Origin of the sequence: Marinomonas ushuaiensis DSM 15871, assembly GCF_000521805.1 — a bacterium.
Taxonomy (GTDB): domain Bacteria; phylum Pseudomonadota; class Gammaproteobacteria; order Pseudomonadales; family Marinomonadaceae; genus Marinomonas; species Marinomonas ushuaiensis.
In genome coordinates, this window is sequence record NZ_JAMB01000011.1 from 77,475 (window position 1) to 102,705 (window position 25,231).

Consider the following 25,231-nt stretch of genomic DNA (forward strand, 5'->3'; position numbering starts at 1 on the left):
ACGTTATTTTTTACAACACGTTTAAAGAACACGGTGATCTTAGCGTTCTTTGCAATACACCTTTCAATATTGGAGTATGACCTTGAGACATTTAATTGCACTGTGCTGCTGTCTTTTTGGGCTCTTATCCTTTTCAGTACAAGCCGCTGAATCTAGCCAACAAGATCCTTTTCTCACTGAGCTTGCTGGCGCAAAATTTAAAGACATGGTGCCTATTTTAGATCAGCTTGCCGAGATCCAAGGTGAAGCGATACTGCCACTTTTTCATACCTTATTAGGTGGCGATCTTTATTATATAAAAGCCGATAAATCCTTAGTCGGCCAATTTGATGAACAAGGCGCCACCGTTTATAAAGACGTTTTTAACCAGACCCTTGTGCCAAATTTAAGTAAACGAGATGTGAAAAAAATTCGCGTGAATAATACCTTACGTGGCTATTTACGAAATGCGATTGCACAAATTCAACTGACAGCGAAGTCACCTAAAGTACGTGAGTCCGCCGTTCGAGAGCTGTTATCAAAATTGGATGCAGACACAGTAGCTCTGATCGAATCCTTGTATGCGAAAGAAACCAATAACAAGGTAAAGGAAGCAATGGGCTTGGCTTTGTCTATGCATACCGCGTCTTCTACTGAATTAACACTGCCTAATCGATTGGTTGCTATTGAACGTTTGTCTTCCAGTCTAGAAGGTGACGCTCGTAATCTTTTAACCACGTTAACGAAAGACGAAAATCCTGCCATTGTAAAAGCGGCGACTAGCGCCTTAGAGAAAATAGCCCAACGGGCCAATCGTTTTGCGTTTATTGATCAACTCTTTTTTGGCTTAAGTCTAGGTTCTGTGCTTTTGCTGGCATCGATTGGTTTGGCGATTACCTTTGGTGTGATGGGTGTTATAAATATGGCGCACGGTGAAATGATCATGCTGGGCGCTTACACGACTTATGTGGTTCAGCTGATGATGCCGAATTACATTGATTATTCTATTTGGGTAGCGATTCCTGCCGCGTTCTTAGTCTCTGGTTTGATGGGTATTTTGATTGAGCGCTTGGTCATTCGTCATTTGCATGGCCGTCCATTGGAAACCTTATTAGCGACTTTTGGTATCAGTTTGATCTTGCAGCAACTGGTACGTTCCATTTTCTCGCCATTGAATCGTCAAGTGTCGACGCCAAGTTGGATGAGCGGTTCATGGGAAATTAACCCTGTGTTGTCTCTGACATTGAATCGTCTGTATATATTGGCATTTGCCTTGTTGGTGTTTTTTGCTTTAGTCATCGTATTGAGAAAAACCTCGTTAGGATTGAATGTTCGAGCTGTCTCACAAAACCGCAACATGGCAAAAGCCATGGGAGTAAAAACCCATTGGGTCGACGCCATGACTTTTGGTCTTGGATCGGGTATCGCAGGGATTGCAGGCGTGGCCTTGAGCCAATTAACCAACGTGGGACCAAATTTGGGCCAAGCCTATATTATTGATTCGTTTATGGTCGTGGTGTTTGGTGGCGTAGGGAATTTATTAGGCACCTTAGTGGCAGCGTTCTCTTTAGGGATTGCGACCAAGTTTTTGGAGCCGACAACGGGTGCGGTATTGGCGGCGATTATCGTCTTAGTGTTTATTATTCTCTTTATACAAAAACGTCCTAAAGGACTCTTTCCACAAAAAGGGAGGGCGGCAGAATGACACGTCTTACAGAATGGTTTTCCGCTGGGCGCTCATCTGGCAAACACACATTGCCATTTGTGGTGATACTTTTGGTGGTTTCTTTGTTGGCGTCTGGGGCGAATCTGCTTTTACCTGAAGATTCCGCGCTGTATGTGAGTACTTATACTATTACCTTGTTAGGCAAATATTTGTGCTACGCCATGCTCGCTTTGGCGGTCGATATTATTTGGGGCTATTGCGGAATTTTAAGTTTAGGTCACGGGGCATTTTTCGCGTTAGGCGGTTATGCCATGGGCATGTATTTGATGCGTCAAATCGGTGATCGTGGTGTCTATGGCGATCCATTATTGCCTGACTTTATGGTGTTTTTGGATTGGAAAGAATTGCCTTGGTTTTGGCTCGGTATGGACAATTTTGGGTTCGCCATGTTGATGGCAGTGGTGGTGCCTGGTTTGCTGGCTTTTGTGTTTGGTTGGTTGGCATTTCGTTCCCGTGTGACGGGCGTATATTTGTCCATTATGACGCAAGCTTTGACCTACGCTTTGTTGTTGGCTTTCTTCCGTAACGAAATGGGCTTTGGCGGTAACAATGGATTAACTGATTTTAAAGAGATTCTTGGTTTTGATTTGCAGGCCGATTCCACCCGTGTCAGCTTGTTTATGATTACGGCGTTTTTGCTCGCGGTATTGTTTGTGGTGAGTCAGCGTATTTTATCTTCTCGCTTTGGCAAGGTGGTGTTGGCGATTCGTGATGCTGAAGCGCGTTCGCGTTTTATTGGCTACCGCACAGATCGTTATAAAGTTTGGTTGTTTGTCTATTCGGCTGTCATTGCCGGTATTGCGGGTGCTTTGTATGTACCACAAGTAGGGATTATAAACCCCGGTGAATTCTCGCCGATTAACTCCATTGAGATGGTGATTTGGGTTGCCGTTGGTGGACGCGGTACATTAATTGGCGCGGTGATTGGTGCGATTTTAGTGAACTACGCGAAAACGCGATTTACCGCGATTTTACCTGATGCTTGGCTATTTGCTTTGGGCGCTATGTTTGTCTTGGTGACCTTATATTTGCCAAAAGGCTTGATGGGGTTATACGCACAAATGATGGCAAAACGTCGTCCTCGTATTTTAGAGGAATCAGCCGTCAAAGAATCAGCGACAAAGGAGTCTGAAGTATGAGTGCCATTGAAAATACGGTAGAAAACTTACGTGAGACATTTCGTCGTGATCAGGTTTGGCCTTTTCTTGCGCCCACTCAAACTAAGGTGAACGTAGACAATCAAATGATCTTATACGTGGAAGGTTTGAATCTCAGCTTTGATGGTTTTAAAGCGCTGAATAATTTAAATCTGTATGTGAATGACGGTGAATTACGCTGTTTGATCGGCGCTAACGGCGCAGGTAAAACCACCTTAATGGATGTGATCACTGGTAAAACGCAATGTGATTCAGGGACCGTTTTCTTCGGTCAAAATCATAATTTATTAAACAAAGACGAGGCCGAAATTGCGCAGCTTGGGATTGGTCGTAAATTCCAAAAGCCAACGGTATTTGAAGAACAAACGGTGTTTGATAACTTGGAACTGTCTCTAAAAACCGACAAAGGTGTATTGCCGACTTTATTTTCACGTTTAACGCCAACGCAGATTGATCGGATAGATGAAGTTTTGAAGATCATTGGTTTGGCGAAACATCGCTTTATGTTAGCGGGGGCCTTGTCTCATGGTCAAAAACAATGGCTGGAAATCGGCATGTTATTGGCGGCGGATCCACGTTTGTTATTAATCGATGAACCTGTCGCTGGTATGACGCCACAAGAAACCGAAAAAACTGCTGAATTGCTCACGTCATTAGCGGGTGAAAGGACGGTTATTGTTGTGGAGCATGATATGGAGTTTGTTCGCAGTATTGCGCGAACCGTGACCGTATTGCATCAAGGTTCTGTCTTGGCGGAAGGGACAATGGATCAAATTCAAAGTAACAAAGATGTGATTGAAGTTTACCTTGGAGAAGAAGCAGGAGAAAGTGAAGTTGGAGAAGACGCTGTGGAAGGGGAAAACGCATGATTTCAATTAACAAAGTGGATCAACTTTACGGCGGTACCCAGATCCTTTGGGAATTGGATTTAGACATTGTGCCCGGATCGATCACCTGCATCATGGGTCGTAATGGTGTGGGGAAAACCACCTTACTGAAAGCCATCATGGGATTGTTGCCCATTAAAAGCGGAGAAATCACCATGGATGGGCAAGCGCTTAATAAACAAAGTGCTGAGAAACGTGCCTATTCTGGTATCGGTTATGTGCCTCAGGGTCGTGATATTTTCCCTATGCTTACTGTAGAAGAGAATCTGCGTATTGGTTTGCCTGTTCGTAGTAAGCGAACCACCGATTCCCCAAAAGACATTCCAGAGAAAATTTTCGAATTGTTCCCTGTATTGAAAGACATGTTGCATCGACGAGGTGGTGATTTGTCTGGTGGTCAGCAGCAGCAACTCGCCATTGGTCGAGCTTTAGTATTAGAACCTAAAGTGTTGATTTTAGACGAGCCAAATGAAGGTATTCAGCCGAACATTGTTAAGCAAATTGGTGACGTGATTCTTAAATTAAATAAAGAAGAAGGGTTGACGGTTATCTTGGTCGAGCAAAAACTGGGCTTTGCTCGTCGAGTTGGAAAAGAGTTTCGATTAATGGAAAAAGGCCGTGTTGTGGCATCTGATAAAATGGAAAACCTTGATGATAGCTTGATTAAACAGTACTTAGCAGTATAGCTTTAAGGTTCTTTTGACATGTTTTTAGGAAGTAAATGAAAACACAAAACCTAGCCTTACAAGAAGAAATAAAGGCAGACGAATCGTCTTATTGGCATGCTTTCCTTACATTAGGATTCAGTAAAACCGTTCGTGGAACGGTATTGAAAACCTGCGATCACAAAGGGCCTTTGTATGTCCAAAAGCCCTTTTATCCAGAAGGTGCAGAGACAGCGCATGTGTATTTGTTACATCCGCCAGGTGGTTTAGTCTCTGGTGATCAATTAATCATTACCGCCAATTTGGCTGAAAATACTCATGTTCTAATTACCACTCCAGGGGCTGGCCGAGTCTACCGAGCCCGAAAAGATAAAACCTTACAACATCAAATAACGCAATTAAATGTGGCTAAAAATAGTCTGATGGAATGGCTTCCACAGGAAACCATTCTTTATCCTAATGCTCACACTCGCCTCGAAAACTGTATCGAGCTGGCTGATGACGCTAAATTTATTGGCTGGGAAATAACGTGTTTTGGATTGCCTGCCAACAAAGAAAGTTTTGGAGAAGGCCATGCAGAGCAAGGTTTTCAGATTCGTCAAAATGGTCGTTTAAAAGTTCGTGAACGTTTGGTTATTGATGATAACAGTCATTCTATTTTTCACGCCAAAGCCGGTTTGGATGGTCAGCCGATTAATGGCTTGATGATTGCTGGACCATTTGATCTGAATAGTCATCAGGATGAGTTAATTGACACACTCCGCCAGCATTGTAGTGACCATTCTTCTTTAAGTGGTGTGAGTTTAGTGGATGAATACATTGTGGTGCGAAGTGTGCATGATGATTCAGAACAAATGAAACAGTTATTTATCCAGTGTTGGCGTGATATTCGTCCAGCATTAATGAACAAAAATGCCTGTGTTCCCAGAATTTGGGCAACCTAGCTCGGTTTTAAAACGTAATCTTTAAAAAACGATTTTTAAAAGGTAAGAATATGGAATTGCTTCCAAGAGAAAAAGACAAGTTATTGGTATTTACGGCAGCGTTGTTAGCAGAGCGTCGATTAAATCGTGGTCTTAAATTGAATTACCCTGAAGCCATGGCGTTTATCACGATGGAAATTATTGAAGGTGCTCGTGACGGCAAAACCGTGGCGGAATTGATGAGCTACGGCAAAACTTTGTTGAGTGCAGACCAAGTAATGGACGGCGTTGTGGATTTGATTCATGAAGTGCAAGTCGAAGCGACGTTTCCAGACGGCACTAAGTTGGTGACAGTTCATAATCCGATCAACTAATTCCTTTTTCATTTATCCTGAGGGAAGGAGAAACATCATGATTCCAGGTGAAATACAGGTTGCTGAAGGCGATATTGAGCTGAACCTAGGTCGTAAAACACTGAAAGTCCGTGTCGAAAATATGGGCGATCGTCCTGTGCAAATAGGTTCCCACTATCATTTTTATGAAGTGAATCCTGCACTGACATTTGAACGTGAGCCAACCAAAGGCTTTCGCTTAAACATCGCTTCCGGTACAGCGGTTCGTTTTGAACCTGGTCAAGGTCGCGAAGTGGAGTTGGTGGAATACGCGGGTACTAAAACCATTTATGGATTCCGTGGCGAGGTGATGGGAACACTGAGAATGGAGGGCGGACAATGAGCACGATTAAAATAGACAGGAATAGTTATGCACAAATGTTTGGTCCGACAACAGGTGATCGAGTTCGTTTAGGCGATACGGATATCTGGATTCAGGTAGAAAAAGATTTCACTACCTATGGGGATGAAGTGAAATTCGGTGGCGGCAAGGTGATCCGTGATGGCATGGGGCAAAGCCAAGTAACCAATGAATTCGCTGTGGACTTGGTGATTACCAACGCGCTTGTGTTAGATCATTGGGGCATCGTCAAAGGGGATGTGGGTGTTAAAAATGGCCGGATAACGAAAGTTGGTAAAGCCGGTAATCCTGATGTGCAAGATAATGTCGACATCATTATTGGTCCCGGAACCGAAGTCATTGCGGGTGAAGGCTCGATTCTTACGGCTGGCGGCATTGATGCACACATTCACTTTATCTGTCCGCAACAAATTGAAGAAGCACTTACTTCCGGTGTGACCACCATGATTGGCGGTGGAACAGGACCAGCGACCGGAACCAAAGCAACGACTTGTACGCCGGGGCCTTGGTATCTTGAGAAAATGTTACAAGCCACTGACAGCATGCCGATGAACTTGGGTTTTCTAGGAAAAGGCAACGCCAGTTTACCCGAAGCCTTGGAAGAGCAACTAGAAGCCGGTGCCTGTGGCTTGAAACTTCATGAAGACTGGGGAACGACGCCAGCGAGTATTGATTGTTGTTTGTCGGTTGCCGAAGAATACGATGTGCAGGTGGCGATTCACACGGATACCTTGAATGAGTCGGGTTTTGTCGACAGTACGTTAGCGGCTTTCAAAAATCGCGTTATCCATACTTATCATACAGAAGGCGCGGGCGGCGGACATGCTCCGGATATTATTCGTGCCGCAGGCTTTTCAAATGTATTGCCATCGTCGACAAATCCAACGCGTCCTTATACTCACAACACAGTGGATGAGCATTTAGACATGCTGATGGTTTGTCATCATCTTGATAGCAATATTGCCGAAGACGTGGCGTTTGCGGATTCGCGCATTCGTAAGGAAACCATTGCTGCGGAAGATATTTTCCATGATCGCGGTGCGTTTTCGATGATTTCTTCTGACTCCCAAGCCATGGGGCGAGTCGGAGAAGTGGTCACGCGGACATGGCAAACAGCTCACAAAATGAAGCAACAGTTTGGCTTGTTACCAGAAGACAAAGCGCTGGGTGCGGATAACTTTCGAGCGAAACGTTACATTGCCAAGTACACGATTAACCCTGCAATTACCCATGGAATCAGTCATGAAGTGGGTTCGATTGAACCGGGTAAATTGGCCGATTTAGTGTTGTGGAAGCCGGCTTTCTTTGCGGTGAAACCGTCGATGATTATTAAAGGTGGGATGATTGCGAACGCGCCAATGGGCGATCCTAATGCCTCTATTCCAACGCCTCAGCCAGTGCATTATCGACCTATGTTTGGCTCTTTTGGCAAAGCGGCAGCAGCGACGTCTGTGACGTTTGTTTCTAAGGCCGCATTAAAAAATGGCCTCAAAGAAAGCTTAGGTTTGGATCGTACTTTAGTGGCTTGTAAAAATACGCGCAACTTAACCAAAAAAGACATGATTCATAATGCCTGGATGCCAGATATTACAGTAGATCCACAGACCTATGAAGTGCATGCAGACGGTGAGTTATTAACCTGTGAGCCAGCGGAATCTTTACCGCTCGCTCAGCTTTACAATTTATTCTAAAGAAGCCTTTTGAGCAGATTATGGTGGAAAAATTATGTTAGATATTTATACGCGTCTTGGCACCCATTGCCACGATGAGGTGTATACCACGGTCATCTTGACACATGAGCAGCGTGAACGTGGTCGTTTAAAGTTAGAAGGTGAAAATGGCGAAGAAATTCGTGTCTTTTTAGAACGTGGTAAGCCGTTGTTAGTAGGTGAATTTTTACGTTCTGAATGCGGTAAAACAATTCAGATTGTAGGTGCTGTCGAAGCGGTTGCTCATGCCAGTTGTGAAGATTGGGTCGCATTTTCTAAGGCCTGCTATCACTTAGGAAATCGTCATACCAAGATTCAAGTAGGCGAGCGCTGGTTACGAATCAAGCCTGACCACGTTTTAGAAGATATGCTGCATTTGCTTGGCCTGGTTGTAAGCCACGAAGAAGCGGTGTTTATTCCTGAATCTGGAGCCTATAGCCATGGCCATAGTCACCACTGAAGCCAGTTTATTACGTCTGTTGCAGTTGAGCAGTGTGAGCTTGCCCGTTGGTGGTTATGCGTTTTCGCAAGGCATGGAATACGCCATTGATAAAGGCTGGGTGGCACGTAAAACCGATGTTTCAGATTGGGTTGGTTTGCAACTTCAGCAATCTGTCGCGCGGGTGGATTTGCCTATTTTACGTCTTTGCATGATGGCAGCTGAACAACAAGGTTCAGTAGCGCGGTCAGCAAGGTTAGTGGAGTTAAACGACTTAGCATTAGCCTGTCGAGAAACCAAAGAGTTGCGCCTAAACGATACGGCGATGGGAGAGGCACTGTTTCGTTTGATGGGAAGTTTAGGCATCAATACGCCATTTGAACGTGGTGATGTGATGAGTTTTGTTCCCTTGTTTGCGATTGCTGCGGCCCATTGGAAGATAGGGTTTGATGTGGCGGCGTTGGGTTTTGCTTGGTCTTGGTTAGAAAATCAAATCGCCGCCGCCACTAAATTAGTGCCGTTAGGACAGACGCAAGCACAAGAATTATTAGGCGAATTACAGAGTGATATTAATCAAGCCATTTCTCTGTCGTTGACGATTGAAGAAGATCGCATTGGCGCTGGCTTACCTATGATTGCCATTGGCAGTGCACAACATGAAACACAGTATTCAAGGTTATTTCGTTCGTGACTTTTAACCCTCTTCCAGACTCTCCTTTAAAAGAAAAAAGGGGAGGAGCAGAAAGCGGGGTTAGTTTTTTAAGGAAAATAGTATGAGTAAGAAACAAACATTACGTATTGGTGTGGGTGGCCCCGTTGGTTCAGGGAAAACGGCGTTACTGCGCTCTTTATGCTCAGCGCTTCGTGAACATTACAACATTGCGGTTGTGACCAATGATATTTACACACAAGAAGATGCGAAGTTTTTAACAGAGCATCAGGCTTTGGACGCGGATCGTATTTTAGGGGTTGAAACGGGCGGTTGTCCTCATACCGCAATTCGTGAAGATGCATCGATGAACTTGGCTGCGATTGATCAGTTATTAGCGCGTCATGGTGAATTAGATATCGTGTTTGTTGAATCCGGTGGTGATAACTTGAGTGCCACTTTCAGTCCTGAATTGTCCGACCTGACGATCTATGTGATTGATGTCTCAGCAGGCGATAAGATTCCTCGTAAAGGTGGACCGGGCATTACGAAATCAGACCTGTTGATTATTAATAAAACAGACTTGGCACCTTTGGTTGGCGCGTCGTTAGAAGTGATGGATCGTGATGCAAAAATGATGCGTGGCGAACGACCATTCGTATTTTCAAATCTTAAAAAAGCACAAGGTTTGGATGACATTATCCAGTTTATTGTCACGGAAGGCATGCTTGATACAAAAGAGCTTCCTCCTGCAAAAGCAGTGGTGTAAACCATTTTCTTTAACTGTAAGAAAGTAACCGTAAGAAAGTAACCGTAAGAAAGTAGCGTTTAAGAAAATAATGATTAGGAGAAGAAAATGGCTTTATCTATTTTGAAAGGTTTAACGGCTACGGTGTCTATATTGATCTCTGGTATGGCGTTTGCCCATCCAGGGCACGAAGATGTTTCCAGTTTTATGAGTGGTTTTTCTCATCCTTTGGGTGGTTTAGATCATTTATTGGCGATGCTTGCGATTGGCCTTTGGGCATCCAGTATTGGCGGTCGTGCTCTATGGGCAGTTCCTACTGCATTTGTGCTGACTATGTTGGTTGGTGGTAGTTTGGCTGTTGCTGGGTTGAGTGTTCCTTTTGTCGAGCAGGGTATTTTACTCTCTGTTGTTGTATTGGGTGCCTTGGTATTCGGTGCGAAACGTTTGCCTATTCTAGCTACTGTGGTTATTGCTGGTGGTTTTGCCGTATTTCATGGCGCGGCTCATGGTATGGAAATGCCAATAAATGCGAACAGTGTTCACTATGTATCGGGGTTTGTATTTGCCACTGCTGGATTGCATACCCTTGGTCTTGGTTTAGGGCAGTTAATGACACGTTTTGCTTCACCTTTGATGGTTCGTATTAGCGGATCAATGATTGCTGTTGCAGGACTTTTTCTAAGTATTGCTTAATCTAACTCTGGAGTTAGATTTTTTTAGCTTTAATCCGTAACCGCGAGTAAGTATGTCCGCTGCCCAAAAGATTTTTAAAGTACGACGTCACTATAATAAGTGGGTCGCCGACCAAACAATGGAGGATTACGCATTACGCTATACCTCCAAACAGGGTCGTACTATGAGCATCGACCGTGTCGGGCATACGGCTCTTGGTGCGGCGGCGTTTTTGGCTTTAGAAGGTTTGGCCGCGGTTATCACGTTAGGCTATGGTTTTACCAATGCGGTTGCAGCCATTCTTACTGTGCTTGCGCTGTTCTTTGTTACAGGTTTTCCGATTGCTTACTATTCTGCCAAACATGGTTTAGACATTGATTTACTGACTCGTGGTGCCGGTTTTGGTTATCTTGGTTCAACCATTACTTCGCTGATTTACGCCTCTTTCACTTTTATATTTTTTGCTATTGAAGCCGCTATATTGGCTTCTGCTATGGAGGTTTTGCTCGGTATTCCTTTGCAGATTGGCTATGCACTGTCTGCTTTTTTTGTGATTCCGATTGTGACTCACGGTATTCGGGCGATCAGTCGATTCCAAAATGGCACCCAGTGGATTTGGCTCGTGCTGCAATTTGCGGCGGTGGGTGTTGTTATTTCTCAGGTTATTCAAGAGTATCAGCAGTTTGAAGGTTGGACGGAATACACTCCTGCGCATTTGCCTGCCAATATCGGTTTTGATTGGGTGTTGTTTGGTACGGCGGCTTCTGTGTTGTTTGCATTGATGGCGCAAATTGGTGAGCAGGTTGATTACCTACGATTTCTCCCTGAAAAAACCAAACAAAACCGTAAGCGTTGGTGGTTTTGGTTGATTTTAGCTGGGCCTGGCTGGGTTTTTATTGGCGCGATTAAGATGCTTTTAGGGTCTTTCTTAGCCTATTTAGCAATCTCGGATGGTGCAACAACGATACAGGCGACAGACCCAACGTATTTATATCAGCGAGTCTTTTTATTTTTGACTAACTCACCGACATCGGCTTTGGTATTAGCGGCAATATTTGTTTTTATCTGCCAGATGAAAATCAATCTAACAAACGCTTATGCAGGCTCGATTGCTTGGTCTAACTTCTTTTCTCGTTTGACTCATTCCCATCCTGGGCGAGTGGTGTGGTTAGTATTCAATGTGACCATTGCCTTGTTGCTGATGGAGTTAGGGATTTATCAAGCGCTTGGTGCCATATTAAGTGTCTTTGCCATTAGTGCGGTGAGCTGGCTAGGCAGTTTGTCGGCTGATTTATTGATTAATAAACCACTCGGTTTAAGCCCAAATTATGTGGAGTTCAAACGTGCCCATTTATACGATATAAATCCTGTTGGTACCGGTTCTATGTTGATTGCCACAACATTGGGTTTAGTGAGTTATTTAGGTGTTTTTGGCGAAGTAGCAAAAAGCATGTGCCATTTTATTTCGCTTGGTAGCTGCTTTGTATTCGTTCCTTTAATCGCTTGGATCACGAAAGGGAAATACTATATTGCCCGTCAAAGCCCAGAATTGGTGCCAATGATAGAGCTGGCTAAGCAAACTCAGCCGCGTTATGTCACCTTGACCTGTGGTATTTGTGAGAATAATTTGGAAACAGAGGATATGAGTTTTTGCCCTGCTTATATGCTGCCGATTTGCTCCTTATGTTGCTCTCTGGATGTTCGCTGCTTAGACAGCTGTAAACCGCAAGCCAGTATTAGCCAACAAAGTGATTATTTCTTTAAATTGTTTTTACCCAAGCGTTTAGTCAAAGCATTGAATTCACGATTCGGGCGTTTCTTATCTCTTTTGACTGTGATTAATATCATTAATGCCGCCTTGATGATGTTGATCTATCGACAAATGGCACCCAGTTCAATCGAAGGCGAAACTTTGTTACAAGACACCATGTTTGCTTTGTTTTTTACATTATTGATCGTTTCTGGGGTGTTGTCTTGGCTATTTCTACTTGCTCATGAAAGCCGTGTGGTGGCGCAAAAGGAATCTAATCGTCAAACACGAAAATTGATTCGTGAGGTTGATGCACACCAAGAAACAGACCGAGCGTTACAAAGTGCGAAAGAGCAAGCAGAGCAAGCAAATGAAGCGAAAAGTCGTTATCTTACCGGTATCAGTCATGAATTACGCACGCCGCTGCAATCTATTATTGGTTATGCCCAACTTTTATCTGAAAAAGCCAATACACCTTCTGGTCATCAAAATGGTTTAGACATTATTCATCGCAGTGGTTTGTATTTGGCGGATTTGATTGAAGGTCTGTTAGACATTTCTAAAATTGAAGCGGGACGGTTTGATCTGTATCGAAATACAGTGGATTTTCCGAAATTGATTGATCAATTAAACAGTATGTTTGCGATGCAAGCACGCGCCAAAGGGGTTCAATTTCAATCTAAAATCATTGCACCTTTGCCACAGCATGTGGTGACCGATGAAAAACGACTACGACAAATTTTGATTAATTTGCTATCAAATGCAGTGAAATATACACCTCAAGGCTCAATTTTATTCGAAGTAAATTACCGTAACCAAGTCGCTGAATTTGTAATTCGTGATACTGGACTTGGCATCAAGAATGAACATTTGAAACGCATCTTTGATCCATTCGAACGCGTGCGCGATATCAGCACAGGCAATTTACCCGGCACAGGTTTAGGGCTGACGATTGTGAAATTGCTGACAGATATTATGGGCGGTGATTTGCAAGCAAAATCGGTTGTTGGAGAAGGTAGTGAATTTCGGGTGAGCCTGATGTTGCCATGGGTGAGCCAAGGTGATGTGGTAGCTCATGAATACAAACGAATAGTGAGCTATCGAGGTTATCAGCGTACATTAATGGTGGTTGATGATGACCCTGTGGTGCGTGGTTTGTTATCTGATATTTTAGCGCCGCTTGGATTCAATGTATTGGAAGCCAACGATGCCCAAGTTTGTTTGGAACAACTTGATTCTTGTTCGCCAGATTTGTTTGTTTTGGATGTTTCTATGCCGGGAATGGATGGGTTAACACTCGCAAAAACACTGCGAGATCGAGGTTTAGGGATGCCTATTGTTATGTTGTCAGCGGATGCACAAGAAAACCAACGAGAGCCAGATGAGCAGGCGGCATTTAATCAATATTTGGTAAAACCTATTAATAACAGCATTCTGTTAGAGGCTGTTAGGAGTTTATTGAATTTGGAGTGGGGGTATCAAGAAACGGAATCCCATGCACCCGCCTATGCACCAATTTTAGCTCGAAACCTATGTAATGATTCAGACGACAATGATTCAGAAGAGAAGAACTCAAATAATAGTAAGCAAGAAATACCGTTGATTCCAGATCATGAAAGTGTTCGTGAATTAATGGCGTTCGCTGAAATGGGTTACAAAAAAGGTGTGCGTAGTGTACTGGACCAACTTGATAAAACGGATGTTATTGCACCAGTGCATAGGCAGCAGTTAGAAAGTTTATATCAGAACTTTCAGTTCGATGGCATTGTTCAGTACTTAAAACAGCACTCTTTGTGATGTGCTTTATAAAATGGAAAACGTCATGATGAAACCCAGCAATAAGAGCGACATAGTATTGGTTGTTGATGACTCGCCAGATGCATTAAGTTTGATTCACGATACATTGGAAGCGGCTAATATGGATGTGCTCGTTGCTCTAGAAGGAAAGCAGGCCTTAACAATTGCAAAGCGAATTCGGCCTGACATTATTTTACTTGATGCCATTATGCCTAACATGGATGGTTTCGAGACGTGTCGTGAGCTAAAAACTGACCCAAGTCTTGCATCTATTCCTGTTATTTTTATGACAGGCTTGAGTGATACCAATGACATTGTTCGAGGCTTGGAAGCCGGAGGTGTGGACTATCTAACTAAGCCGATCCAGCCAAATGAATTGATTGCTCGCATGAAAGTGCATCTGTCGAATGCTCGATTAAGTAATAATGCGCAGTCTGCATTGGATAGTATGGGCCAGCATTTGATGACGACAACGGATGCTGGAGCGATTGCGTGGGCGACGCCACAAACTTATGCCTTACTTGCAAAAGCTCGTGTGAGTCCGGAATGGCAACGTGTTGAGCTGGCGTTACAAGTTCGTCTTTGGTTAACCCATGAGCCAGAAGTTGGTAATGTATTGAAGCTGACAGGATTGGACTATCCTTTGTCTTTAAAAATGATGGGGCTTACAGAGCAAAAAGAAGTGCTTTTAAAGCTTGAAGACGGTGATAAGCCTAAAGGGCCGGTATTGCTAAAAATAGAATTGAATTTAACGGATCGAGAGTCTGAGGTTTTACATTGGATTGCAAATGGTAAAACCAATCGAGAAGTGGCTGAAATTCTGGAAATGAGCCCGCGTACTGTCAACAAACACTTAGAGCAAATTTTTCCAAAACTGGGTGTTGAGAATCGAACGTCTGCAGCTGGTGTTGCATTACGAGTACTAGCCGTAGATCGTTAATGCTTGATCGGTAGACCATTTATGTTCAATGGTATTATTTTGAATTTGTAAAAGTAGAGGCATTAAAAACGAACTTGTACTTTCCCTTATCGGTATTTTTCAAATATATTTTTTAATGTATATGACATATTCCTCCTTATAGTCATCAATTTATTCATAAAGGCATGAACATGGTAAGAATGGTCATGAGAGCCTTAGCCAATTGTTTTACATAATTTTTCTTTTTAAAATCACTTATCTTTTAAAAAGGCTTTTATGAATGAACAACAATGTTGCAGTACCACGTGAAAAATTAGAGTGGAGTTTATTTGGTTTACGTTTAGGTGTATTTATTGTCTTGGTTATGTGGACATTAGATAAGTTTTTTAATCCTGAACATGTCGCAGTCATATTCAAAGCGTTCTATTCTATTTCTGGGTTAAGTTCTGGCATCTCTTATCTATTAGGAGGCTTACAGCTGATTCTTGTTCTTAGTTTTTTAATAGGTTTTCAAAAACGTTGGGTAACATTGATCATTTTGGTTATGCATTTTGCTTCAACATTTGTGTCTTTTGGACGTTATATGGACCCTTGGGGGCCTTCAAATCTTTTATTCTTCGCTGCTTGGCCTATGTTAGCGGCAATTTTCATGCTGTACTTTTTTCGCGAGTTTGATAAGAAATTATCACTCGAAAATTAATCTGTGTTTACTCTGTCGGATGGACAGAGGCAGTAGTCCTTTTTAAGGGCGCCAATGTTTCTTTTAATTGTGAAAGATTCATTCTTGTACTTCCTTTTTTTAGGCGATATCTCAATTGAGGTGTCGCTTTTTTTTGTTTTTTTAAATGCCAAAAAAAGAGAGCCTTTCACATTCAGTCAATAAAACTTGAATGGATAAGGCACCCTTTTATTGGAAAGCATGTTTACTCTAAAGCTCAGCATTAGATAATGACTGAACCTATAAATCTGATACTTTTCTAGCGTCGTTACAGTACTGCGATGACGTCTTTTGTTGTAAGGCGAGACTTAGGCAGTGCTGCATTATAGTCTTGAACTTTATCGTTGTAGCCCATAGCCAGTGCAACATCACACTGATAACCGCCTAATTCCTCAGAGAATAATTCGCTGATTAACTCGTGATCTACGCCTTCCATTGGAGTCGAATCAATACCTAGACGAGCCAGTGCACTCATTGTATTGCCTAAGGCTATGTAGGTTTGAGCCTTTGTCCAAGCTGCGTTGTTGCCGTTCTCGTCAGTATTCATATCAACAAACGCAAAAGCACCAAAAGCTTGTTCTTTATTTTCTGGCTGAGTTCGACCAACTTGAATGTCTTTATCGATGACTTTTTCATAATCTGCGCGAACGTAGTTTGTTTTATGAGCGAACAAAATAGTGTGCGATGCTGTTTTAGCGTGTTTTTGGTTGAACTGAAATTTATTTTCAAAAGTATCATGAAGGCGTTGTTTCGCTTCGTCACTTTCAATCACAATAAACTTCCAAGGTTGAGAGTTTATTGAAGAAGGTGAAAGGCGTAACACTTCGTAGATTACTTCTAAATCTTCCGCAGATATAGGCTTAGAAGCATCATAATGTTTTACAGTGTGGCGGTTTTCTAGATCAGTAATAATTGGGTGCGTCATTTTTTATTCCATATAAAATAATTTTAAGATTTGCTCTTCAATAAGAGAATGGCGTTATCTTATTGATTCTTTATCAAACAAAAAACATGTCTTTCATTGAATTATTATCAAAAAATAATTGATAATAGGGCTGTTATTTTCTACGAGGTTTAAGGAATGCAGCTCGAAGATCTCCAGGTTGTGTTAAAAGTGGCAGAGTTTCGCAGTATTACCGCAGCCGCAAGGCATCTTGATATGCAAATGGCGACGGCCAGTGCCGCGGTAAAGCGTGTTGAGTCAGCATTGGGTGTTGAGTTGTTTGTCAGAACCACGCGTCATCTTCGTCTTTCCAGTGCGGGTGAACGATATTTGCCACAATGTGAAGCCGCTTTGTCTATGTTGGATCAAGCAAAACAAACGATGCGAAATGATTTGGACATTATCAGCGGTGAAATCCGAATTGCTGTGTCATCCGATTTAGGCCGAAATTTGGCGATTCCATGGATTAACGAATTTATGGAGCATCATCCAGATGTCACGTTAAGAGCGCATATTAGTGACAGCAATGTCGACTTCTATCGCGATGCTTTAGACATGGCGTTGCGTTATGGACCACCATCAGATTCCAACTTATATGGCTTCAAAATTTGTAATGTGCCAAGAATTATCGGAGCCAGCCCAGAATACATCGAGCAACATGGAATTCCTTTACATCCAAAAGATCTGGTGAATCACAAAGGGTTGTTTTATCAACTTCAAGGCATATTGAACGATACCTGGCTACTTTCAGAAGGCGATCAATCACATAAAGTGAAACCGAAAGCGAACTGCGCTGCGAATGATGGAGACTTAGTTCGGCGCTGGTGTGTTGCCGGAAAAGGCGTTGCCATTAAATCTTGTCTGGATATCGCCAGTGATTTGCTGAAAGGCCGGATTGTGCCATTGCTCTCAGAGTACGATATTCAGCAAGGTGAACTTTGGTTAGTATGTCCAAGTCGCCAATCCATTACACCAACCGTTCGTCTTTTACGAGATTTGTTTAGAGAACGGTCGAAAGCCTTATTAACCTCCTTGGTTGAAAAAGGCATGCTAGATAAAGCGGTGTTAGATGATGGGCACATTAACGGTTAGCCTTTTTTAGGATGAGGCATCCAAAAAATAGAGCATAAAAAAGGATAAGTAGCATTCACTACTTATCCTTTTTTTGTATCGTATTTTCTCGCTACTGTCTGAGAGAGAAAGTACTAGCTAGAAAATATTAACGAGATTTTAGGTAGTTCAGCATTGTATCAGCATCAGATACTTCGAATGGGTCGCTTGGAGCGTTGTCTTGGTAGCCGGCTTCAGTGAACATTTTCTGAATCACGCCATTTTCAACATACATACCGTAACGCCAGCTACGCATGCCAAATCCTAGGTTGTCTTTTTTCACTAACATGCCCATTTGACGAGTGAAGTCACCGTTGCCATCAGGTAATAGGAAAACGTTTTCAGCGTTTTGGCTTTTGCCCCACTGATACATAACAAAAGCGTCATTTACAGAGATACAAATCACGGCGTCTACGCCTTGGGCTTTGAATTCGCTGTAAAGTTCTTCATAACGTGGCAAATGAGATGTTGAACAAGTTGGCGTGAAGGCGCCAGGTAAAGAGAAAACAACCACTTTTTTGTTTTTGAATAAATCGTCTGTTGTTACGTCTTTCCATTCAAATGGATTTGTACCACCAAGAGCATCGTTACGAACGCGTGTTTTAAAAGTGATATTAGGGACGTTAGTTATCATTTTTTTTCCTATTAAAGATAAATAAAAAGTAATGTGGTTTTAGCATTTTAAAAAGCCACGCTGTTGCAAGAAGTCTAGCATATGTTCGCGTGTCTTTTTCTGTACAGCATTCGCAGTTTGTTCAGACCAATTACTGCTTTTCTGATTATCGCCACGGCTCTGATAATAGGCCTGCATTTGTGAGTCATAAGCTTTTACGTCACTTGCGCAACGTGTGTTGTCATAACGGTCTATATGTAAAACAACATCCACTGGCAAACGTGGTTTCAAATCTGGTTCAGCATCTGGGTAACCAAGGCAAAGTCCGAAGATTGGGTACACTTGATCTGGCAGGTTTAATAGTTCAGCTACCTGTGCAGGGTCATTACGAATACCACCAATAAAAACAGCGCCTAATCCAACCGATTCTGCCCCTAGCATAAGGTTTTGCGCCATGAAAGTCGCGTCTGTCGTTGCGGCAATAAAATGTTCTGTGTTGCCTTCTAGTTTTCCTAAACCTTGTTGTAAACTGCAATGCTCTACACGCGTTAAGTCGGCACAGATTACGAGAAATTCGGCTGCAGATTCAACCCATTTTTGTCCGCCTGCTAATGTTGCGAGCTTTTGACGGTTGTCTTTGTTCGTCACTTGTACTAATGAATACGCCTGGATAAAACTGGACGATGCCGCACCTTGCGCAGATTGAATCAGCTGCTTTAGTAATGATTCATCAATGGCCTGATCTGTATATTGTCGAATGGATTTATGGGCGGTTTGGGCTTGCAAAATAGGATTCATAATAAGCGCCTGTTGAAAATAAAGTTTTTAAAATCAAGAAGTATAGATAGTAGTGAGTTCATGTTAAAGGGTCAAAGCGCTATTGTGGAATATTTGAGGATGACAAACATGATGGTGGTTATCACTCGTAAAAAAGAGAAGACTTCCTAAGGGCAGAAAGTCTTCTTAATGGGAGTCATCATAAGGGAATGACTGAAAGTGAAAAATCTAACTAGTAAACGTGTTAGAAGCGATACTCCGCCCCGACACTTGCTTGATTGAAGTCAGTTTCAAATTTGCTGTCAGATGAAACATTATCGGCTTCTAAATCTACGTCGTACCAGGTGTATTGGGCATTCACTAAGAAGTTCTCAGTGACTTTGAAATTAACGCCGGCGCCTGCAAATAGACTTTTATCGTCTGAGCTGCCGGAAAAGGACGTCACGTTATAATCTGTTTCGTGCCAAAGCTGACCTGCTTTCGCAAAGACTTCTACGGTTTGGCTTAGTGGAATCGTACCTTTAACCGCTGCGGTATAACCTGTTGTCTCAGCATTTGCCAAATCACTGCCATAACGACCAAAGTTGATATAGCTACTTTCTAGTGCAATGAAAGGGTTCAGACGATAACCGATGATACCTTGTGATACGTCGTTGCTATCATCAAAGTCGTCGTCGCTTTCTACTTTGAGGTAACCATAGTTACCGCCAACATAAAAGCCGCTGTTATTCTCGGTTGAATCGATTGAACTGTCTGCTTGTACTGCTACGCTGAAAGAGGCTAAAGCAATGCTACCTGCGATGACGGGAATGAAAAACTTCATGTTATTACTCCTTTTAGTTACTTTTTCGAGAACGTCTTGAAACGTGTTTTCACTGTGGAGGGTAGCGTTTAAAATGGCTAGGTTTTGAGCAGGAGTTGCTGATTTTCTTCATCTTCTATGCGTTTAATCTAGATAAAAAAGACTTTGTTGATACTCGAATTAGAGTCTTCTCTGAAATCGATTAGAGAGAATCACTACAATGAAATGAGAGTTTGATGAGAAGGTGTGTGCAAAAGAAAGGCATCCGTAAAGGGAAAAACGGATGCCTTTGATAAGGGGGTAAAAAAGTTTAAAAGTGTATTTTAGTGATGATCTTTGCTGGCCACTTCGCCCCATAGGCTTTCAATTCTACTATCTCGTCCACAGCTTAAACGGTAAAACCCATATCGTGCTGGGTTCTTTGTGTAGTAGCTCTGATGGTATTCCTCAGCAATGTAAAATTCACTGGCAGGGAGTATTTCTGTCACAATTGCATCTGTGAAAGGTTTTGTCTCTTCGACATTTTTTAGTGATGCGTCGAATACAGCTTTTTGTTCTTCATTTTGGTAAAACATCGCGGTTTTATAAGGCGCGCCTTTATCACAAAATTGTCCGTATGCGTCCGTTGGATCGATGGTTTTCCAAAAGTAATCTGCTAAGGTTTTGAGTGAAACGATTTCATCATCGAAGGTGATTTCAACCGCTTCAAAATGTCCTGTGCCTTTTGCAGCAACTTGTCGGTAAGTTGGATTTTTTACGTGACCGCCAATATAGCCAGATACCGCACTGGTAACACCATCAACCGCTTCGAAATCGGATTCTACACACCAGAAACAGCCTCCAGCGACGATCAAAGTTTGTGGCGCAGCCAGTGTTGCATGGGTAAATAAGCTGGCGCTCACAATAGTCGCTAACCCTAAAGTACGTTTTAATAAGGTATTGTTTGTCATGTTTAGTGCCTTTTTATGTGCCATGTTTAGAGGTTTGTCCTTTAATTCTGTGCTTTTAATGTCGTCTATTACTTTAGACATTCATCATAGAAGAATAGGGTGTTGACGAATGATTTTATCCTTATGATATTGTGGCGTAAGCAGTACTATCTAAGATAAATATCGCCATTTGATCTTTAGACGTGCTTTGTCTTAGATTTCTTACAATGAATTTCAAAAGAGAGAATAAATAATGAGTTCAGATACGAATCCAGACGAAAACTACGTTCCACCAAAGGTGTGGGAGTGGAATCCAGAAAATGTTGGTAATTTGTCGGTTGTTAATCGTCCTTTTTCTGGTTCGACCCATGAAAAAGCTTTAACTGTTGGTGAGCGCTCATTACAGCTTTATTCAATGTCAACGCCAAATGGCCAGAAAGTGGCAATCATGTTGGAAGAGCTTTTGGAACAGGGTATTAGTAACGCTGAATACGATGCTCATTTGATTAACATTAGAAAAGGTGAGCAGCTCTCTTCTGGTTTTGTTGAGATTAACCCTAACTCGAAAACCCCAGCCTTGATGGATCACGATACAACACCGCCAACACGAGTGTTTGAGTCTGGTTCTATTCTGCAATATCTTGCCGATAAGTTTGAAGCGTTAGTGCCCAAAGATCATGCCGGGAAAACAGAGTGTCGTAACTGGTTATTCTGGCAAATGGGTTGCGCACCTTATCTCGGTGGTGGTTTTGGTCATTTCTATTTTTATTCATCGGTAAGAATGAAGTATCCAGTTGATCGTTTCACAATAGAGGTGAAGCGTGAATTAGATGTGCTGGATAAGCATTTGGCGAAAAATCTTTATATGGCAGGTGACGAATATTCAATTGCCGATATCGCGATTTGGCCTTGGTATGGAAGTCTGGTGCTGGGCAATTTATACGAAGCCGCAGAGTTTCTTGATGTAGCGAGTTATACACATCTATTACGCTGGGCGAAAGAGATCGAACAGCGTCCTGCTGTTCAGCGTGGTATCTCGGTTAATCGTATTTGAGGTGATGCTTTTTAAAGTAGCTGACCGCTCCGATTTAGATGACTGAATTTATCCTAATAGCCTTATAATTTCTGTGTTACTTGAAAAGGGATGACGAATCGCAATAGTCATCCCTTTTTTATTGAGTTTGGTCATAAGAAATAGTTATTTATGCCTAAGACGATCATATTGGTCCGAGTTAGGTTTATAATTTGGATTAATACTACAAATAGATTAAGGGTAAATTAATGGCATTTTTTGGCACGCTTATTTCGGCCTTTCCGATTCTTTTGCTTATTTGGTTAATGACCAAAAAAGAAGCGTTACCGTCTCATATAGCGTTGCCTATATCGGCATTATTGGTTGGCGTTATTCAGCTTTTTTATTTTCAGGCAGATGGACGTTTATTGGCCGCCAATATTATTTCTGGTGTGTTGTCTGTTATTACTCCGATTTCAATTATTGCTGGTGCGATTTTATTGAACCGAGTTTTGGCTATTTCAGGTGCTGAAAGTGTTATCGCTAGATGGCTGAAATCCATTAGTACAAATGCCATCGCTCAGTTGATGATCATTGGTTGGGCGTTTGCATTTATGCTGGAAGGGGCTTCTGGTTTTGGTACACCTGCTGCAATTGCAGCACCTATGTTAGTGGGTTTGGGTTTTCATCCTTTAAAAATAGCGATTCTCGCTCTTATTATGAATTCTGTGCCTGTATCGTTTGGTGCCGTCGGTACGCCTATTTGGTTTGGCCTCGAAGCACTGAATTTAGATCAAGAGCAGATTTTTGAAGTCGCAACGCAAACGGCATTAATTAATTCAATGGCTGCGTTTGTTATACCTGTTTTGGCTTTAAAATTTGTCGTTAGTTGGCAGATGATTCGTCAGAATATTGTGTTTATTCTTTTGAGTATTTTGTCTTGTACTATTCCATATTATTGGATTGCGACTTGGAATTATGAGTTCCCTTCATTGATTGGTGGGGCGATTGGTTTGATGGTTAGTATCGTTTTGGCCAAACGAGGTATTGGACTACAGAAAACTCAAGAAGAGAGTGATGAAAACGGCCTGTATAAAGAGGCAATCGTGCCTTTCAAAACACTTATTTTTGCCTTGCTTCCATTGGTTTTATTGATTGTTATTTTAATCGTAACTCGAATTAGTCAGCTTGGCATAAAGGGCTTGTTAACCGACATGAGCGTTTGGTTTGGTTTTGATATTGGTGGAACGTATTTTAGTGTCAGCCAAGCGCTTGTTTTGTCTGTGGAGAATATTTTACAAACATCGGTCAGTTGGTCGTATAAAGCCTTGTATGTGCCTGCCTTGATTCCATTTTTATTGGTTGTGCTTATTTCCATTCCTTTATTGAAAATGTCTCGAAGTAATGTGGTTGAGGCGTTTTCTGATACTGGTCGTCGAATTAAATTGCCGTTGGTTTCTTTGGCTGCAGCACTCATCATGGTGAACTTTATGATGTTGGGTGGCGAGCATTCGCCTATTTTCTTGATCGCCAATGCGTTTTCAAGTGTAACTGGCGATAATTGGTCTTATTTTTCTGCTTTTTTAGGCGCATTAGGAAGTTTCTTTTCAGGCTCAGCTACGGTTTCTAATTTAACATTTGGTGCTATTCAGCAAAGTATTGCAGTACAAGTTGGTTTGCCAATATCTGCGATATTAGCTCTGCAATCTGCTGGGGCAGCTATGGGTAATATGGTGTGTATCAACAATATTATCGCTGTTTCTACTATTTTAGGTATCGCTAACAAAGAGGGTTATATTATCAAGCAGACTATTCTTCCTATGATTGTGTATGGTTTCATCGCGGCAATTGTTGGGATGTTTCTGGTTGCGTTCTAAATAGCTTTTTACGTTTTATTGAGTATATTGAATGAAATGAGTTGAGATGTTTTGTATAAATATTAAATAGGATCTACCTAAAATGTTGTTATGGCAATGGGCACTTATTGCATCAAGTGTGTTTTTCTTCTTAGTTTTTATGTTGGTTTTCTTTCGTTATTTATCCGTAAGAAAAGCGGCTGTTGACCTAGGCGCCACTTTGAGTACTGATGACAGTGATGGCGATGAATTACTAGGCGTTTCCTCTGAAGAAAAAGAGCAATGGCTTGTCTTGTTACGACAGCAGAAAAAGATATGCGTTGAATTATTGAAAGGTTCACCAAACTCCGACTTTCAAGGAAAAGCATCTTTGTCATGCTGGTCGATTTTTTTAGATGTTGAGATTCATATTATTGAGCACTCTGTTCCAGATTCAAAAGTGCTTGCGTTATTAGAGGCATTCAAAAAAATTCTTGCTAAAATCGATCGAGCTCAAGAGATCGACGAGCTATTTAAATCATTAAAAGTGAATCAATCTTTATTGGATGAGTTGAATGGTGTTATTCAACAAGTTGAAGATAAAGCCTCCTCCCAAGTTGATACTAGGTCAGAATTAAATGATCACCTAAATGAGATTCAAGAGCAGTTAGCGCAAGAGCCTGAATTGGATCAATCGTTGGCAGCTTTACGTGCAGAAATGGCGAGTATGTGCGAGTTTTCAGAAAGGCTTAAATTGCATCTAGACGAGGTAAAAGAAGAGGGAGAAAGCAGCGCTTATGCAGATACTTTGAGTGCATTTTTAAATGAAACAGATCAATCTATTTTCTTGGATTCTATGAGTTTGGAATTAGATGATAAGGTCTTAGACCTGAAGCAGTTAGCCGCTTACCAAAAAAACATCATAGTTGACTTAAAAGAACAAGTACGTAACGCGAAAGACAGTCAAAAGGATGAAAAACACGTCGGTATTTATGATGTTTTTATCGTCAGGTTAGAAAAGTCGTTACTGGAAAGTGGTCGAGTCGTGAAGCGTTTAGAAAGAAAGTTAGAGAGTCTACAAACAATCAAATATAACCTTAATATTGATATCGCCAAGCGTGATAAAGCACTGAAAACAAAAGAAGCTTTATTGGAAGTCGGAGAAAATGAAGAAAGGGCGGCTCAAGGTATAGATATTTACGGCGTGTTTGATGCAGAGCGCAGCACGATGAAGAATATGGAAGATTTATTACATCAAGAGTCTTTTACAGAAGAAACAGATGCTTTTGCTAATGAGCAGTCATCTAAACTTGGAGCTTTACGTTTAATGGTGAATGAGTCTGAGCTCTATGTTGAAATGCTAGAAAGAGATTTGGACAAAGCACATGTTTTACGTGAAAGTCTGGAGCGGCGATTGCTTGATACTAATGAGCTGGCGGAAGTGTCAATAGATGACAGTTTTACTGCTATGGAGCACCGAGACTTGGAAGAAATTGAAAACTTACGAGAAGTGAATGAAGAGCTAGAAGCAGAACGAAAACGCTTAGACGCTGAGTTACGTGATGGTGTCACTCAGTCGGAAGAACTCATTGAATTACAGAAAAAAGTTGATGAATTAGACGATAAGATTGCAAATATTCAGGAACAATACGTTGAGATGGAAGAACGTTATTTAACTGCACTGATGTCAAAAGAAGATAAGTAGTTTATGTGGACCAA

24 protein-coding genes are annotated in these 25,231 nt (G+C 41.9%); 19 read left to right on the top strand and 5 right to left on the bottom strand.

Annotation, left to right across the window (positions count from 1 at the left end; all coding sequences use genetic code 11):
- Positions 1-76 precede the first annotated feature (76 nt).
- From urtB to MUS1_RS12315, 15 genes are all read left to right on the top strand, one after another.
- A complete protein-coding gene (gene urtB, locus MUS1_RS12245) occupies positions 77-1,684 on the top strand; it encodes an urea ABC transporter permease subunit UrtB (RefSeq protein WP_036163014.1) in 1,608 nt (535 codons plus the stop codon).
- Positions 1,681-2,844 carry an urea ABC transporter permease subunit UrtC gene (urtC, locus tag MUS1_RS12250; protein WP_036163015.1) on the top strand — a complete coding sequence of 388 codons (1,164 nt, stop codon included), beginning with the start codon at positions 1,681-1,683 and terminating at the stop codon, positions 2,842-2,844. The genes urtB and urtC overlap by 4 nt, the downstream gene beginning before the upstream one ends.
- Entirely contained in the window at positions 2,841-3,731 is an 891-nt protein-coding gene (gene urtD, locus MUS1_RS12255; protein WP_036163016.1) for an urea ABC transporter ATP-binding protein UrtD, read from the top strand. The genes urtC and urtD overlap by 4 nt, the downstream gene beginning before the upstream one ends.
- Positions 3,728-4,435, top strand: a complete 708-nt coding sequence (gene urtE / locus MUS1_RS12260) for an urea ABC transporter ATP-binding subunit UrtE (RefSeq protein ID WP_036163017.1) — start codon at positions 3,728-3,730, stop codon at positions 4,433-4,435. Before urtD ends, urtE begins: the two co-directional genes overlap by 4 nt.
- A 35-nt stretch (positions 4,436-4,470) precedes the next feature.
- On the top strand, positions 4,471-5,358 hold the full coding sequence (locus tag MUS1_RS12265; protein WP_036163019.1) for an urease accessory protein UreD: 888 nt from the start codon (positions 4,471-4,473) through the stop codon (positions 5,356-5,358).
- Between the two features lie 50 nt (positions 5,359-5,408).
- The gene (locus MUS1_RS12270) at positions 5,409-5,711 is read left to right on the top strand and encodes an urease subunit gamma (RefSeq protein ID WP_036163021.1); all 303 of its coding nucleotides are present in this window, start codon (positions 5,409-5,411) and stop codon (positions 5,709-5,711) included.
- A gap of 37 nt (positions 5,712-5,748) precedes the next feature.
- Positions 5,749-6,072 (top strand): urease subunit beta, encoded by a 324-nt coding sequence (locus MUS1_RS12275; RefSeq protein WP_036163027.1) that lies wholly within the window; start codon positions 5,749-5,751, stop codon positions 6,070-6,072.
- The gene (gene ureC, locus MUS1_RS12280; RefSeq protein ID WP_036163028.1) at positions 6,069-7,781 is read left to right on the top strand and encodes an urease subunit alpha; all 1,713 of its coding nucleotides are present in this window, start codon (positions 6,069-6,071) and stop codon (positions 7,779-7,781) included. The genes MUS1_RS12275 and ureC overlap by 4 nt, the downstream gene beginning before the upstream one ends.
- A gap of 34 nt (positions 7,782-7,815) precedes the next feature.
- Positions 7,816-8,259 carry an urease accessory protein UreE gene (gene ureE, locus MUS1_RS12285; protein ID WP_036163029.1) on the top strand — a complete coding sequence of 148 codons (444 nt, stop codon included), beginning with the start codon at positions 7,816-7,818 and terminating at the stop codon, positions 8,257-8,259.
- Positions 8,240-8,929 (top strand): urease accessory protein UreF, encoded by a 690-nt coding sequence (locus tag MUS1_RS12290; protein WP_036163030.1) that lies wholly within the window; start codon positions 8,240-8,242, stop codon positions 8,927-8,929. Before ureE ends, MUS1_RS12290 begins: the two co-directional genes overlap by 20 nt.
- A gap of 82 nt (positions 8,930-9,011) precedes the next feature.
- Positions 9,012-9,656 carry an urease accessory protein UreG gene (gene ureG, locus MUS1_RS12295; RefSeq protein WP_036163031.1) on the top strand — a complete coding sequence of 215 codons (645 nt, stop codon included), beginning with the start codon at positions 9,012-9,014 and terminating at the stop codon, positions 9,654-9,656.
- A gap of 87 nt (positions 9,657-9,743) precedes the next feature.
- Positions 9,744-10,328, top strand: coding sequence for a HupE/UreJ family protein (locus MUS1_RS12300; protein ID WP_036163032.1), 585 nt, complete (start codon positions 9,744-9,746; stop codon positions 10,326-10,328).
- 52 nt (positions 10,329-10,380) lie between these two features.
- Entirely contained in the window at positions 10,381-13,854 is a 3,474-nt protein-coding gene (locus MUS1_RS12305; protein ID WP_036163033.1) for a hybrid sensor histidine kinase/response regulator, read from the top strand.
- A 25-nt stretch (positions 13,855-13,879) separates the two neighbouring features.
- Positions 13,880-14,794, top strand: a complete 915-nt coding sequence (locus tag MUS1_RS12310) for a response regulator transcription factor (RefSeq protein WP_036163035.1) — start codon at positions 13,880-13,882, stop codon at positions 14,792-14,794.
- 259 nt (positions 14,795-15,053) lie between these two features.
- Positions 15,054-15,473, top strand: a complete 420-nt coding sequence (locus tag MUS1_RS12315; protein WP_036163036.1) for a hypothetical protein — start codon at positions 15,054-15,056, stop codon at positions 15,471-15,473.
- A 286-nt stretch (positions 15,474-15,759) separates the two neighbouring features.
- Here the strand turns inward: MUS1_RS12315 and MUS1_RS12320 are convergent, their stop codons facing one another.
- Positions 15,760-16,416, bottom strand: a complete 657-nt coding sequence (locus tag MUS1_RS12320; protein ID WP_036163038.1) for a nitroreductase family protein — start codon at positions 16,414-16,416, stop codon at positions 15,760-15,762.
- Positions 16,417-16,572: 156 nt separating this feature from the next.
- On the opposite strand from MUS1_RS12320, the gene MUS1_RS12325 reads away from it, so the two are divergent.
- Complete coding sequence (locus MUS1_RS12325) at positions 16,573-17,526, top strand: LysR family transcriptional regulator (RefSeq protein ID WP_036163040.1); 954 nt, start codon at positions 16,573-16,575, stop codon at positions 17,524-17,526.
- 127 nt (positions 17,527-17,653) lie between these two features.
- Here the strand turns inward: MUS1_RS12325 and MUS1_RS12330 are convergent, their stop codons facing one another.
- From MUS1_RS12330 to msrA, 4 genes are all read right to left on the bottom strand, one after another.
- A complete protein-coding gene (locus tag MUS1_RS12330) occupies positions 17,654-18,178 on the bottom strand; it encodes a peroxiredoxin (RefSeq protein ID WP_036163042.1) in 525 nt (174 codons plus the stop codon).
- Positions 18,179-18,217: 39 nt separating this feature from the next.
- Entirely contained in the window at positions 18,218-18,955 is a 738-nt protein-coding gene (gene nfsA / locus MUS1_RS12335; protein WP_036163043.1) for an oxygen-insensitive NADPH nitroreductase, read from the bottom strand.
- 223 nt (positions 18,956-19,178) lie between these two features.
- Complete coding sequence (locus MUS1_RS12340; RefSeq protein ID WP_036163044.1) at positions 19,179-19,757, bottom strand: porin family protein; 579 nt, start codon at positions 19,755-19,757, stop codon at positions 19,179-19,181.
- Positions 19,758-20,059: 302 nt separating this feature from the next.
- Positions 20,060-20,686 (bottom strand): peptide-methionine (S)-S-oxide reductase MsrA, encoded by a 627-nt coding sequence (gene msrA / locus MUS1_RS12345; RefSeq protein WP_036163045.1) that lies wholly within the window; start codon positions 20,684-20,686, stop codon positions 20,060-20,062.
- Positions 20,687-20,918: 232 nt separating this feature from the next.
- Here msrA and yghU point away from each other — a divergent pair, with 232 nt between their 5' ends.
- The 3 genes from yghU (at position 20,919) to MUS1_RS12360 (ending at position 25,217) form a co-directional block, all read left to right on the top strand.
- Positions 20,919-21,719 (top strand): glutathione-dependent disulfide-bond oxidoreductase, encoded by an 801-nt coding sequence (gene yghU, locus MUS1_RS12350; protein ID WP_051436246.1) that lies wholly within the window; start codon positions 20,919-20,921, stop codon positions 21,717-21,719.
- Between the two features lie 227 nt (positions 21,720-21,946).
- Positions 21,947-23,554, top strand: a complete 1,608-nt coding sequence (locus tag MUS1_RS12355) for an L-lactate permease (RefSeq protein ID WP_036163046.1) — start codon at positions 21,947-21,949, stop codon at positions 23,552-23,554.
- An 82-nt stretch (positions 23,555-23,636) separates the two neighbouring features.
- The gene (locus tag MUS1_RS12360) at positions 23,637-25,217 is read left to right on the top strand and encodes a coiled-coil domain-containing protein (RefSeq protein ID WP_036163047.1); all 1,581 of its coding nucleotides are present in this window, start codon (positions 23,637-23,639) and stop codon (positions 25,215-25,217) included.
- Positions 25,218-25,231: the final 14 nt, after the last annotated feature.